At 50.4% G+C, this 13,902-nt stretch carries 14 protein-coding genes; 5 read left to right on the forward strand and 9 right to left on the reverse strand.

All coding sequences use genetic code 11. The features are described from left to right. Positions 1-152 precede the first annotated feature (152 nt). Positions 153-1,328 (forward strand): IS110 family transposase, encoded by a 1,176-nt coding sequence (locus ACNQFG_RS12995; protein WP_156070816.1) that lies wholly within the window; start codon positions 153-155, stop codon positions 1,326-1,328. 219 nt (positions 1,329-1,547) lie between these two features. On the opposite strand, the gene ACNQFG_RS13000 is transcribed toward ACNQFG_RS12995, so the two are convergent. From ACNQFG_RS13000 to ACNQFG_RS13020, 5 genes are all read right to left on the reverse strand, one after another. Then, a complete protein-coding gene (locus ACNQFG_RS13000; protein WP_423405188.1) occupies positions 1,548-2,354 on the reverse strand; it encodes a ParA family protein in 807 nt (268 codons plus the stop codon). Then, positions 2,335-3,198: a DUF6017 domain-containing protein gene (locus ACNQFG_RS13005; protein WP_423405189.1), complete on the reverse strand. Its 864-nt coding sequence runs from the start codon at positions 3,196-3,198 to the stop codon at positions 2,335-2,337. The genes ACNQFG_RS13000 and ACNQFG_RS13005 overlap by 20 nt, the downstream gene beginning before the upstream one ends. A gap of 4 nt (positions 3,199-3,202) precedes the next feature. Next, positions 3,203-3,457: a hypothetical protein gene (locus ACNQFG_RS13010; protein WP_117930362.1), complete on the reverse strand. Its 255-nt coding sequence runs from the start codon at positions 3,455-3,457 to the stop codon at positions 3,203-3,205. An 838-nt stretch (positions 3,458-4,295) separates the two neighbouring features. Next, positions 4,296-4,835, reverse strand: coding sequence for a helix-turn-helix domain-containing protein (locus tag ACNQFG_RS13015; RefSeq protein WP_423405190.1), 540 nt, complete (start codon positions 4,833-4,835; stop codon positions 4,296-4,298). Continuing rightward, a complete protein-coding gene (locus tag ACNQFG_RS13020; protein WP_423405191.1) occupies positions 4,778-5,128 on the reverse strand; it encodes a hypothetical protein in 351 nt (116 codons plus the stop codon). Before ACNQFG_RS13020 ends, ACNQFG_RS13015 begins: the two co-directional genes overlap by 58 nt. Before the next feature lie 211 nt (positions 5,129-5,339). On the opposite strand from ACNQFG_RS13020, the gene ACNQFG_RS13025 reads away from it, so the two are divergent. From ACNQFG_RS13025 to bilR, 3 genes are read left to right on the forward strand one after another with little or no spacing between them, the layout of a single operon-like run. Then, positions 5,340-6,728 carry an MFS transporter gene (locus ACNQFG_RS13025; protein WP_423405192.1) on the forward strand — a complete coding sequence of 463 codons (1,389 nt, stop codon included), beginning with the start codon at positions 5,340-5,342 and terminating at the stop codon, positions 6,726-6,728. 3 nt (positions 6,729-6,731) lie between these two features. Next, positions 6,732-7,487: an alpha/beta hydrolase family protein gene (locus ACNQFG_RS13030; RefSeq protein ID WP_097793439.1), complete on the forward strand. Its 756-nt coding sequence runs from the start codon at positions 6,732-6,734 to the stop codon at positions 7,485-7,487. A gap of 30 nt (positions 7,488-7,517) precedes the next feature. Further along, entirely contained in the window at positions 7,518-9,443 is a 1,926-nt protein-coding gene (gene bilR / locus ACNQFG_RS13035; RefSeq protein WP_423405193.1) for a bilirubin reductase, long form, read from the forward strand. Positions 9,444-9,751: 308 nt separating this feature from the next. On the opposite strand, the gene ACNQFG_RS13040 is transcribed toward bilR, so the two are convergent. Beyond that, on the reverse strand, positions 9,752-10,711 hold the full coding sequence (locus ACNQFG_RS13040) for a calcium/sodium antiporter (RefSeq protein WP_423405194.1): 960 nt from the start codon (positions 10,709-10,711) through the stop codon (positions 9,752-9,754). A 521-nt stretch (positions 10,712-11,232) separates the two neighbouring features. Continuing rightward, positions 11,233-11,391: a binding-protein-dependent transport permease gene (locus ACNQFG_RS13045; protein WP_097774963.1), complete on the reverse strand. Its 159-nt coding sequence runs from the start codon at positions 11,389-11,391 to the stop codon at positions 11,233-11,235. 316 nt (positions 11,392-11,707) lie between these two features. Between ACNQFG_RS13045 and ACNQFG_RS13050 the strand changes: the two genes are divergently transcribed. Continuing rightward, on the forward strand, positions 11,708-11,944 hold the full coding sequence (locus ACNQFG_RS13050) for a DUF6061 family protein (protein ID WP_002578301.1): 237 nt from the start codon (positions 11,708-11,710) through the stop codon (positions 11,942-11,944). Positions 11,945-12,077: 133 nt separating this feature from the next. Here ACNQFG_RS13050 and ACNQFG_RS13055 read toward each other — a convergent pair whose 3' ends face one another. Both ACNQFG_RS13055 and ACNQFG_RS13060 read right to left on the reverse strand, forming a co-directional pair. Further along, a complete protein-coding gene (locus tag ACNQFG_RS13055) occupies positions 12,078-13,397 on the reverse strand; it encodes an MATE family efflux transporter (RefSeq protein WP_195231684.1) in 1,320 nt (439 codons plus the stop codon). Then, positions 13,387-13,845, reverse strand: a complete 459-nt coding sequence (locus tag ACNQFG_RS13060; protein WP_118085447.1) for a MarR family transcriptional regulator — start codon at positions 13,843-13,845, stop codon at positions 13,387-13,389. The genes ACNQFG_RS13055 and ACNQFG_RS13060 overlap by 11 nt, the downstream gene beginning before the upstream one ends. Positions 13,846-13,902: the final 57 nt, after the last annotated feature.

Below are 13,902 nucleotides of genomic sequence, written 5' to 3' on the forward strand. Positions count from 1 at the left end.
AAAGACGGTTTGACAAAGGCTCCAACCACAGCTTCTTTGTTGAAATGTTAATCAGTTAGATACCGCCAGACGGTTTATTTAGAACGAGGTTACAACTGCAAAGAAGTCTGTGGTCCTAAGCAGCATTAAATACTATAGCGGAGGTATCAAAAGTGATCTGTGTTGGAATTGACGTTGCCAAAGATAAGCATGACTGCTGCATCCTTGATTCAGAAGGAACAACCCTCGCTGACTGCTTTACCATCCCCAACAACCTAGATGGGTTTAAAAGGCTGCTGCAAACGATTAAAGACTGTACTCAAAAATCAGACAAAATAAAAGTAGGGCTTGAGGCTACCGGACATTACAGCTGCAATATCCTTGGGTTTCTTCTTGACAACGACCTGCCCGTCTATGTCATGAATCCCTTGCATACCAACCTGTATCGAAAGAGCCTCAGTCTTCGCAAAACTAAAACCGATCGTGTGGATGCAAAAACGATTGCAACTATGCTATTGTCCGATGTAGACCTCAAGTCCTACACAGATACAGCATATCACAACGAAGAACTAAAGTCACTCACGAGATACCGATTTGATAAAGTTCAGGAACGCGCCAAACTAAAGCAGTCGGTGTCCAGATTGGTTACGATCCTGTTTCCAGAATTAGAACAGCTTGTTTCGTCTATCCACGGCACTTCAATCTATGCTCTTCTCAGTGAATATCCCGGTGCAAAGCAGATTTCAGAAGCTCATCTGACCAGATTGGCTAACATCCTCGTGACAACATCCAGAGGCCATTACCGAAAAGACCGAGCTACTCATATCCGAGATGCAGCCAGAACATCCATTGGTTCTGTTATGCCTGCTAAGTCTTTGGAATTAAAGCACACCATTAAGCTCATTCAAGAACTCACCTCCGAAATCAACGAAATAGAAGATGCCATTCGGAAAATCATGGATGAATTGAAACCGCCAATCCTTTCGATTCCCGGAATGGGATTTTATTCTGCTGCGATGATTCTTGCAGAGGTGGGGGATTTTTCAAATTTCAACTCTCCTGATAAAGTTTTGGCTTATGCCGGATGTTCTCCGTCCACATACCAGTCAGGAAAACTCACAAACTGCTATGCACACATGGAAAAGCGTGGCTCTCGTTATCTTCGATACGCTCTTTACACTGCAACCAAATACGTCTGTTACTGGAATCCTGTTTTTACTGAATACCTTACCAAAAAGCAAGCTGAAGGCAAGCACTACAATGTTGCCCTATCTCATGCCACAAAGAAACTCGTACGACTTATTTACGCTTTGCAGAAGTCCGGTAAAGCATATCTTGCCATCACTTGATTTTCTCCAGAGCTTGAGTTAAACCTAAGAACAACTTAGCTGGCGCAGCGAACCCTTGACAAACCGAAGCATTCAAATGCTATTCTGTTTTTGCGAGGGTTGGCTGGGCTTGCTTTGCTGTTCTCTCCGTCACCCTCGCTACTCCAAGGCCAGCATTTGAATGATGTTTGTCATGGGCAGCGGATGGTTGGCGGATTTTTTTATTTTAGGGCTTGACTTTTAATAGTTAGTCTTCGTCAGAGATTTGTAGGCTTCTGCCACTTTTCCTTTTGGGTCATAGGCAAAAATGCTTTTTCCTGCCGCACTGATTTCAGCGGCACGGACAGACCGGGGAATCGTCTGCTCGAATACATTGATCTTCCGGCCATAGCCTTGCCGGATTAAATTGTCGATCTGCTTTCCATAGGTGGTGCGGCTGTCCGTCATGGTGAGCAAAATACCCTCGATTTTTAATTTTGGGTTTATCTGCCGCCGCACTTTTCCAATCGTCTGCAAGAGCTGTTCCAGTCCTTTGGCAGAGAGGTACTGCGCTTGCATCGGAATCAACGTGGTATCTGCCGCAGCCAGCGCATTGACGGTGAGCATTCCCAGCGAAGGAGTGCAGTCCAGTAGAATATAATCGTACTCGCGTTTGGCACTGTCCAAGACTTGCTTCAGCATTTTTTCCCGGCTCATGGTATTGACAAGGGCAACTTCCAGCCCTGCCAGCTCAATGCTGGCCGGGATGAGGTCTACACCCTCTGCATGGTGCAGCACACCTTCACCGGGCGGAATGCACTGGTCGTTTATGGCTTTCTGCATCAGGGTCGAAAGAGTAACGGGCAGTTCGTCCGGCTTCTGCCAGCCCATACTAATGGTGAGTGAACCCTGCGGGTCAACATCCACCAGCAGAACTTTCTTCCCCTCCATAGCCAGACCGATGCCCAAATTTTCACAGGTGGTGGTTTTGGCCGTGCCGCCTTTTTGGTTGACGATGGCGATTGTGGTTGCTTTCTTTGCGATAATATCACCTCCCCGGAGAGCCACGCGCAAAGTCGTGGTTCGTTTTGTTCTGATAATAGAGATTCATGGTCGTGGGCGCATTGAACAGTGCTGCCAACAAATATTGCTTCATGTTTCGCACTGGGGAAGTGTTCTCTGCCAGACAGCCTAGCACGAAGCGGATATGGTCTGCGTTCAGCTTTTTCAGCCGACTGCGCACCACTTCGGTGGGCTTATCATCCCCGGCAATCCTCAACATCTTGCGTTTGGTGGAGCAGGTGTCCACAAGCAAGTCCACAATTTGATAGATGGTGTCCTCATCATCCGGGCAAAGCCGGAGCAGCAGTTCGACCTCCAATGCCTGATAAAAATAATCTTCGAGTTGTTCTCTGTCCGATTCATCCGGGAGGAAAGGATTGTTCCTCTCTGTTTTATTCTTATCAGTCTTATTAGATTGCGGTTTTGGCTGCACCTGAACTGCATTTTCAGCAGCACAAGAATTGCTGTTTGCGCAATTCTGTACTTGTGCTTTTGGCGGCAGTCCAGACGAAAAGTTCTTGACATAGATCAAGCTGGGTCTGCCCAGCCCTCGCCGTTTGCGCTCAATAAGATTGGCCTGTTCCAGTTCCCGGAACAGCTTGACCGCCTTGTGTTCGGCGCAGCAGAGAGATTCCTGCACTTCCCGGACAGTGTAGATGATATACACGCGCCCTTGCTCATCCAACCAGTTGTTCTTTGCGGAAAGGCTCATACGGTCAAGCAGGATGCCATACAGTGTTCGGGCGTCCGTGGAAAGCTGCCGGAAACGGCTGTCCTGAAAGAGTGCTTTCGGAATACGGAAGTAGGAAAACAGTTCGCCCGACTGCCCATAGAAGTAGTCGTAACTCATGGTATTAACGGATCATCAACTCACGGTCTGCGGCACCTTTCATATACATAGCTTCTGCGATGTCATCCATCACTCGGAACAGTGCATCGTCCAGTTCAAGATACTTCCGCCCCAGCTTTTCATCCAACAGCCGCCGGAACTCACGTTCGAGCTTGTCGTGTTCGCAAGCCACCCTCTGATAGCGAGGTGTCTTCATCAGCTCCGTCCATATTGGACGTACCATTTTGTCGTAGTAGTTCAGCATAAAGTCTTTATCCATGGGCATTCTCCTTTTGAAATGTTTTGTGGGTAAAAATAAAAGCGCAGCTTTCATTCTTTCCGAGTAGAAGTTGCGCTTTTACGGTACATCGTATTTTATTGTAAATTGAGATGCGATACATCTGAACCCCAAGTGAGTTACATCTCAAGGGCCTGTAGCTCACTTGTCCGCCAACCATATTACATCCCAAATCGCTTCCTTTTGAAAATCAGCGGATTGGAAACCACACTTGCGACCAAGAAAGGCCGTTGGGATGGCAGGTCGTTTTATATGGACGAATATACGTTGATTTTTCTTTTCTCACGGTGCATAAGGTGTGCACAAAAGCGAGACTGTTGGGAGAGCGTTCGGTTCGCATCCGAGAGGTCAAGGGTTCGAATCCCTCTAGGTCCACTTTTGGCAGCAGCGTAATTTTAACGCTGCTGCTTTTTCTTTTGCGTACACATAAGCCGCGCGCTGGCTTTGGGACCTGGAGGGATTCGAACAGCACGGCCCTGCGCAGCAGGGTAAGCAATCAGCCCAGTGCAACGGCGACGACCGCAGCCAGTGGCTGAAACAGGGAGGAGCTGTTGGGGCCGCGTTCTGATTTTTCAAAGCCCTGCCAAGGGGCTGCGGAAAAATCAGCTAACGCAGCCCGTTGCTGTTGCTTAGCCTGCGGGTCCCAATCAATAGGAATGTCTACCGGGGAGACTTTCGTTTTTGCCGCATCGTTTTGTACGATGCGGCGTTTTTTATGTCCAAAAAACTTTGGCAGACCGTGCCGGGCTCCGAACCCTGAAGTCGGATGCGAACCGGGCGGCTTTTTTCACAGGCGCAGACGGCGCTGCTTTTGCCGGATTCATCCCCGGGCGTCCTGCCGGGTGGTGTGGAAGTACTCCTTGGGGGTCATGCCGTACTCCTTTTTAAAGGCGCGGAAAAAGTGGTTGTAACCGCCAAAGCCGCTGGTCTTGTACACCTCGGTGATGGGCAGCCCCTGCTCGATGAGGGTGCAGCAGCGGTCTAACCGCGCCTTTACGATATAGCGGTGCACCGTCTGCCCGGTCTGGCGTTTGAATTCCCGGGCAATATGTTCCTGGGAGACGAAGAACTCCTTTTCCAGCCGCTCCAGCGTCAGTTCCTCGGTAAGGTGCGCCTGAATAAACAAAAACACCTCGTCCAGCATCAGGTGGTGGCGGCTGACCGATGCGGTGTGGAACTCCGCATGGATGCAGGCACGCAGCGCCAGCACCACAAACATCTGCAAAATACCGTGCTCGAACACCGCTGCACCGAACTGGGTGCGCTCCTGCGGGAGCATCAGCAGCTTCCGGGCAAGGTTTTTCAGCAGCATATAGATCTGGCTGTCCGGGCGCACAGCCACCTGCCGGAAGGGCACCACGTTGAAGCTTTTTTCAAGGTCGGTATCTGCGTCCGAAAGCTGCGCCAGCGTCTGGGGGGCAGCTGCACCCGAATAAGTTCCAGCGGGCCGTAAGCACCGGCGTATTCCAGTCTGCCGCCCTGACCGGGCTTGAAGATGATGAGATTCTGCTGCTGTGCGGGCAGCACCACCTCGCTGCACCGGAACACACCGCTGCCCCGCATGACCAGAAACAAATCATAATACGCGCCGGAATAAAATTCCCGGACGGCGCTCTGCTCAAAAAGATAACGCTTGGCTGTATAATTCACCAAAAAGTCCTCCATGAAACTGTCATGTGTAACAGATTGTTGTACACAACAGAAAAGTACATCTGTTATAATTGCATAATACATCAATTTGCGATAGTTTTCAATCATTTTTTGGATATGTATTGATGAAAAATTAACGTATAATGCAAACGTAGAAAAGAGACTTGTGTGAAAAGTCTCGTGGTTTCACTGTTTTTAAGGAGGATAAAACACAATGGACCAGAAAAAGACCATCCGACCCTTCTCCATGAAGGACAAGATCGGTTATACGCTGGGCGATCTGGGCTGCTGCTTCACCGAGCAGTACCGCGCCATGTATCTATCGATCTTCTACACCCTGATCCTGCAGGTCAACCCCTTCCACGTGGGTATCCTGCTGCTGATCACCAAGATCTGGGACGCCGTGAATGACCCCATCATCGGTGCCATCGTGGACTCCCGCAAGGCCACCAAGGGCGGCAAGTTCATCCCGTGGATCCGCGCCTTCTCCTTCCCCATGGCAGTGCTGTGCATCCTTGGCTTTGTCAATGTAGGCAATATCAACTACGGCCTGCGTCTGGCCTACATGTTCGTCACCTACGTTCTGTACGAGGCGCTGTACACCTGCGTCAACGTGCCCTTCGGTACTCTGTCCAGCGTGATGACCGATGATGTCAGCCAGCGCACCGCACTGTCCCGCTACCGCAGCCTTGGCGGCACCATCTTCATGACCGTTATGGTCATGATCGGCCCCCTGTTCCTGTATGTGGACAACCAGCCCGTGGCTGGCCGCTTCCTGATGCTGGCCTGCATCTGCGCTATGCTGGGTCTGCTGTGCCTGCAGATCACCTGCGTATGGTGCAAGGAGCGCGTGGAAGTGCCCGAGCGTCCGCAGGGCGAAAAGCTGAACTACCTGCATGTGCTCAAGGAGATCTCTCACAATAAGGCTCTGCTGGGCGTTATGTTCTTCAGCCTGACCGGCATGATCGGTGCTTCCGTGGTCAACGGTCTGAACACCTACCTGTATAAGGACTTCTTCGGCAACGTTAAAATTCAGGCTGTCTCCGGTATGCTGAGCGTGCTGTACGCTGTGCTGTCCTTTGCCATCACCCAGCCTCTGGCCAACAAGTTCGGCAAGAAGGAGTGGTGCTGCATGGGCGCTGGCTTTGCCGCCATCGTGTTCGGCATCCTGTTCTTCTTCCCCGTCCACAACCCTGTGATCTTCATCGTCATCAACGGTATCTGCTATCTGGGCGCTTCCGGCATGCAGGTGCTGATCTGGGCTATGGTCAACGACGCCATCGACTACCACGAGCTGCAGACCGGCGAGCGCAACGAGGGCATCGTTTACTCCACCTACTCCTTCTTCCGCAAGCTTGCAAGCGCCATTTCCGGCAGCCTGTCCAGCTTTGTGCTGGGTGCCATCGGCTACAACGTTACCGCAGGCGCTGTGCAGACCGCAGGCGTTGTGAACGCCATCTGGAAGAGCTACACCGGCGTCTACTTCCTGGGCTATGGCATTGCCGTTGCCATCCTGTTCTTCGTCTACCCCCTGACCAAGCAGAAGACTGCTGAGATGCTGACCGAGCTGAAGGCTCGCCGCGCCGCAAAGGAGAGCAAGTAAACCATGAAGATCTTACAGGTTCAGTTTAAAAACCGCAATGGCCACACCCTGCGCGGCATCGTGACCCTGCCCGACACCGAGGGCAAGGTACCCTTTGTGGTGCATCTGCACGGCTTTGCCGGCAGCTGCAGCGGCTACAAGTCCATGTACACCCATCTGTCCCGCGCTCTGGCAGCGCAGGGCATCGGCAGCGCCCGGTTCGATTTCTACGGCAACGGCGAGAGCGACGGCGAGTTCGAGGATATGAGCTTTGACGGCTTGCACACCGATGCACAGGATATCTTTGCATGGGCCGCTGAACAGCCCTATGTGGACAGCGAAAAGCTGTTCCTCTCCGGCCAGAGCATGGGCGGCTACATTGCCGCCTCCTGCGCACCGGTCATCCAGCCCCACGGCCTGATTTTGCTGTGCCCGGGCGCCGGGATGTGGTTCGGCTGCGCCCAGCGCGCCGACGGCATTATGCAGACCGGCAAGGACTACGCCGACATGGAGGGTCTGTGCTACAAGATGGCCTTTAACTACGAGATGGCAAAGCACCCCGACCCCTTTACCGAGGCCAAGGGCTACAACGGCCCGGTGCTGCTGCTGCGCGCCGACGATGACCGTCTGGTGGACGAGGGCACCTGCAACCGTTACGCACAGGTGTACACCGCACCCGATGTGGACACCATTGCAGGCGGCGGCCACAACTTTGCCACGCTGGCAGCCCGTGCCGCCGTGGAGGAAAAGACCGCAGCATTCATCAAAGCAAATCTGTAAAGCAAAGCGTATCTGCAAGGAGGATTTCGTATGCAAAACGTGATTCTGCAGCCCATCGAGGTGGGCGGACAGACCTTTAAAAACCGCATCATGTTCCCCCCGCTGACCACCGGCTACGAGAAAAACGGCATGATCAGCGAGCAGGACATGGGCTTCTACACCCGTCTGGCAAAGGGCGGTGTGGGTTACATCGTTATGGGCGATGTGGCACCCATCAACAGCTTTTCTCCCACCCCCAAGCTGTTTGACGACAGCCAGATCCCTGCCTTCAAGGCACTGGCCGACAGCGTACACGCCTACGGCACCAAGCTGGGCGTCCAGCTCTTCCACCCGGAGTACGACGTAGACGCCATCAACAGTCTGTTTATGCAGAAAAAGTTTGATGAGATGCGTCAGCGCCTGCATCACGACATGATGTTCTTCACCGATGAGGTCAGCGAGGAGATGCTGATGGCCATCATCGATAAGATGTGCGCCTGCGCAGTGCGTGCACAGAAGGCCGGTGTGGACGTCATCCAGATCCACGGCGACCGCCTGAACGGCTGCCTGTGCTCCACCCGCATGAACCACCGCACCGATAAGTTCGGCGGCAGTCTGGAGAACCGCGTCCGCTTTGCCCGCATGCTGACCCGCGCCATCCGCAAGGCTGTGCCGGATATGGTCATCGACTACAAGCTGTCCATCGTCACCCCGCAGCGCGGCAAGGGCGGCATTGACGAAGCCGACGCCGTGCAGTTTGCTCAGTGGCTGGTAGAGGACGGCGTGGATATGTTCCACGTTGCGCAGGCCAACCACACCGGCAACATGGCCGACACCATTCCTCCCATGGGCGTACAGCCCTACGGCTTCTTCGTCAAAATCGCCGGGGACATCAAAAAGGCCGTCAATGTGCCGGTCAGCGCCGTGGGTCGTATCGTGGATGCCGACATGGCTGCGCGTGTCATCGAGAGCGGCATGGCCGACATAGTTGCCATGGGTCGCCCGCTGCTGGCAGACCCCGACTGGGGCACCAAGATCGCTGCCGGGAAGGCCTGCGATATCCGCCGCTGCATCAGCTGCAACAAGGGCTGCACCGATGCCATCCAGAACCGTCAGTTCCTCTCCTGCGTGCTGAACGCGGAGAACGGCTACGAGAACACCCGCAGCATCCAGCCCGCAGCGCAGAAAAAGAAGATCGCCGTCCTCGGCGGCGGCCCTGCCGGTCTGGAAGCCGCCCGTGTGGCAGCGCTGCGCGGCCATGACGTGACCCTGTTTGAAAAGACCACCACTCTGGGCGGCCAGCTGAACATTGCCTGCGTACCTCCCCGCAAGGAGGAGATGCGCCGCGCCGCACAGGACCTGATCCACGCGGTCTGCAATGCCGGTGTGCACCTGTGCATGGGTCAGACCCGCACCGCAGAGCAGCTGAAGGATGCCGGTTTTGAGGCCGTCATCAACGCTGTGGGCGCACACAGCGCCGCACCCCGCATCCCCGGCATCGACAGCGTGAACGTGGCCGATGCATGGAAGGTTCTGGCCGGTGAACAGCAGGTGTACGGCACGGTTGCCGTCATCGGCGGCGGCATGGTGGGCTGCGAGACCGCAGAGTATCTGGCTGCCCGCGGCTGCAAGGTGTCCGTTATCGAGATGATGGACAAGATCGCCGCAGGCGAGAGCACCACCATTCTGCCCACCCTGCTGGAAAACTATAAGACCTATGGCGTGGAGCAGTACCCCAGCCACAAGGTCAAGGAGTTCCGTATGGACGCCGTCGTCTGCGAGAACAAGGACGGCGCAGAGGTGACCATCCCCTGCGATTACATCGTGCTGGCTATGGGCGCACGCTCCAACGAATTTGACGCTGCTGCGCTGGAAGCTGCCAGCATCCCGGTGTATTCCATTGGCGATGCCGCCGGCAAGGCTGCGGATATCTCCAACGCCATCCGCACCGGCTACGATACCGCCTGCCAGCTGTAAAACAAAAATATCGTTCTATTTGTGGGTCAGAAACGCCTGTGGTCGCTTCTGACCCACTTTTTTACCCTCTCAGGCAAAGCCGTCAGGGTTTTGCCTCGCCCTCTCAGGCGCTCCCGCACCAGCTCCCCCAAGGGGAGAGCGGACACGCCCGGAAACTTTACGGGTCAGCCGGGAACTGTACCGCCCCGCTTAAGCCTTCACCCACCGGGGGAAGGCTTAAGCGGGGCGCATTCAAAATCATCCCACATAAAAAGGCTGCTGCACAAAACCCTGTGCAGCAGCCTTAAATATTTTACGTTTACAACAGATCAGATGCTGAACTGCACGGCGCAGAAGGCGGCATAGATGCACAGCAGCGCAATGCCCTGCGGGCGGCTCAGCCTGCCCTTGAAGAGAGCGGGCAGGGTGAGCAGCAGCATCACGGCAAACATGACCGGGAACTCCAGCACCAGCGAGGCGTTCATGCCTGCGATGGTGGAGTTCTGCGGAATGCTAAAGGGTGCCACCGTGGCGGAAACACCGCTCACCAGCACCAGATTGAACACGTTTGCACCAATGACATTGCCCAGCGAAAGTGCACCGTGGCCCTTTGCCAGCGAGGTGATGGCCGTGACCAGCTCCGGCAGCGAGGTGCCCAGTGCCACAAAGGTGAGCGCGATCACCGACTCCGGCACGCCCAGTGCCTGTGCGATCAGGGTACCGTTATCCACCAGCAGGTTGGCACCCACGGCAATGAGCACCGCGCCCACGGCCAGCAGGCCCAGCTCCTTGGCAAAGGAGCCTTCCTCAGCCTGCTCTTCCTCTTCCGGGGCGGGGGCGTTCTTCATGGCCATCACGTTGCAGATGATATACGCTGCGAACATGGCCAGAAGGATCAGGCCCACCGGGCGGGAGAAGTAGCCGGTGGTGTAGGCCACACCGGCATAGAAGGCCGCTGCCACAAAGAAGAACAGCACCGGCGTGCGCAGGCTCTTGGGGTCTACCTTGCCCGGCTTCACCGCAATGGTGAGGGCCGCAATGAGCGATGCATTGCAGATGATCGAACCGATGGCGTTGCCATAGGCGATCTCGCCGTGGCCGGTAAAGGCCGAGGTGGTGGAGACCATCACCTCCGGCAGGGTGGTGCCGATGGACACCACGGTGGCACCGATGAGCAGCTCCGGCACACGGAAGCGGCGGGCAATGCCCGTGGCACCATCCACGAACCAGTCACCGCCCTTGATGAGGCACAGCAGGCCCACGATAAATAACAGAACAGGGATCAGCATAATATCTCTCCTTTTTAATAATAGCGGCAGAGGCACAAAAAAAGACCTTTATTACATCCTGCCCAGAAACGGGAAAGTGTAATAAAAGTCTCAAGCTTCTGGTACTGCATCGGGCATTTCTGCCGGGGGTGTCGCTGCAGCACAGCGCACCCGTTTTTCAACTAAAGTACGCCCCTTACTCCCTTTTATCCAGAGAATATTATACCTGTTTTCCAGCAAAAGCGCAAGGGGAAATATGGGATTTATTCTGCCTTGGTCACTTTTTTGGCGTTGGGGTAGCGTTCCTCCCTTCAATCTCGTTGGAAACAAAAAAGCGAGCGGCCTTTTCAGGTCACTCGCTTATGGAATCTATGGTAGTTTATTCGTGTTTTGCGGCAAACTTTTCTGCCATCTCCAGCAGACGGTCAAAGGTCTGCTTTTCTTCCGGCTATCAAGACCACTTTTTTGCGGGTTATGATTTTTTTAGAGCGATAGTTTATGACACTATCCCAGTTGACAACCATCGACAAACTGGAATTGTCTTACTTCTTGTCATTGAAGTAGATGATAAAAGCACCCATTACTGCAATAGCAATGAGCAATCCAAACTCAACCCAATTACCTAAAAGTTCAAGTCCTACGACCGTACCTAAATAACCAACAATCAATGTAACGATTGCTGCCAAAATCGCTTTACCCATATAATCACACTCCTTTGTCAAATTCCGATTGAGATTTCACCTGTTTTAAGAAATTTAATAACTGTTATATTTTATTATTAAATTCTTCGCAACCCCTTGAAAACACTGGATTTGTCGCAGGTGAGCTTTCCCTTATTATTTCCCTTGTGTTATATCGTCCCATCAGTGTTTATGCACTCTGATAAGGGCAAATACAAGGGCAAGAAAAATCTATAAGACAGTATAACACAAAATAAAAGTGACATGGTGAACTGATTGAAATGCTTCTTAATTTTTGCTACTACTGATTGATTAAATGATAAGGAGATGGGATACGATGAGAACAATATTTGCAGAATACAATCCACAGTGCAACAGCATTGATGTATATACTAATACGGGCTATATACTCCGTATTGATTGTTGGGAAGCAGAAAAAAATTTAAGAACCACACCTGGATCTGATTGTGCTTTGACATCGCTTGCAATCGATGAGCCATTAGAATATGCAAGGTTATATCTTGATGGGAATTTACAGATGTGGGTAGATGCTGAAGATTCATTAGAGTTATGATTATTCCAATCAAAATCTACTAGAATTTATTAAAAATTAGCTTCATAATTTTAAAAGGACAGCCCTATTGCTATGAGGCTGTCCTTAAAAATACAATAGATAAACCTAGATTATTCTTGCTACTATCTGATTGTTAAATTTTCTGTATTCCATATTGCAAATCTCCCTTTTCGCAATATTTTATTAGTATGAATGCCAGAATCGCTGAAAAAACACGTGCCAATACCGTACTCCACCATATCATAATCTGTCCACCAAATAAAGGTGGTAAAACAAGCATAAATATCAGCATCAATACTGGTTCAATGAATATAAGAATGTATGACAATCCACTTTTTTCAGTAGCATAAAATCCAGCTGTCGCTATTCTGGTAATCGCAACAAATGGTAATGACACTAAAAATATAGGTACAATTTTAGAAATCTCAATACTTACTTCATAAGAAGCTCCGAAAACCCCTCCAATATTTGCTCTGTTTACATACATGATAATTCCACCACAAACAGCAAGAATTATTGCAAAAATGTATGCCATTCTCTGAACTCCTCTCAGGCTTTCTTGATCCTTCTCACCATAAAAACGGCTCATTAAAGGTTGACTTCCATCACCTACGCCCTGCAATATGAGATATATGATACAGATAATATAGGATACACATGCATAAGTTGCAATAGCTTTTTCTCCCCCATAAGAAGCGGAGAATCGGTTTATAAACACCAATGAAATATTAGGAGTCAATGCTAGCCCAAATGGTGCAAGACCTACTCTGAATATAGCGCCACACATTTCTTTTACATTTTTTAAGGATACATACACATAAAACTTTTTATTATATAATGCGTATATGATTGCAATTGCTGCAGTCACACCCTGTCCGGCTATTGTAGCTGTGGCTGCACCTTTCATGCCCATTTCATATATCCATACAAAGATAAAATCCAGAACAATATTGGTTATGAATCCACCAACCATCGCAAACATTGACCAGAAAGAGTTTCCATAATTTCTAATGAATAGCATCATTCCAGTTCCAAGAATCTGCAATATTGCTCCAAGTGCTATAATTTTGATATAATCTGTCGCATTTGTTAATATAATTCCATCTGCTCCAAGCAATCCTAAAATTTTAGACGAAAAGGAGTAAATAATTATGGTACTGATAACACTTACTATTACAAGAAGCCACCAGCTTGTAGCAATAAATTCTTCTGCCCGTTTTCCTTTCTTTTCTGCTGCATTAATTGAGTAATAAACAGCTCCTCCCATACCAATTCCTGTTCCAAGAGCCTGAATCAAAGCCTCAATCGGATATGCAATATTAATAGCCGAAAGTCCAGCATCTCCTATGGTATTGCCTACAAAATATCCATCCACTATCGCATATATTCCTGATAATGCAAATGCTATAATAGATGGAATAACATATTTAAAAAATAATGATTTATGATTCATTTTTCTTACAATCTCCTTCCTTGAAAAGTCTGATAAACAGTTCTGTATTATCATTAAGACTTTCTATATTCTCTAATCCCATTTTTTCGATTACATATATTTCTTTTGAGTGCAGTTTTTCTATGATATCTTTCGTATATTCCATTCCTGATTCTGTGAGGCATATCAGCTTATTTCTCTTGTCTGAATCATCAGATACCATATTGATGTATCCTTTTTTCTGAAAATCTTTTAGTATCGTATTTACCGTTTGCTTAGGTATATTCCATTTTTCACTTATCATTTTCTGCGTGCATCTTCCATTACTTTCATAAAATGAATGCAAAGCAAAAACTCCATTTGAAGACAGTCCCTGATCCTTTGACCATTCCTCATACATTGCTGTACATTCTTTCCATAAAGCATAATATCGTTGCAACTGTATTATAATATTATTATCTTTTCTCATCTTTTTCCTCCTTAAATTAGTACGAATCCGGACTTTTATATTATAGTCCGAGTTCGT

It is taken from the genome of Faecalibacterium prausnitzii (assembly GCF_049532945.1).
GTDB classification, from domain to species: domain Bacteria; phylum Bacillota; class Clostridia; order Oscillospirales; family Ruminococcaceae; genus Faecalibacterium; species Faecalibacterium prausnitzii_N.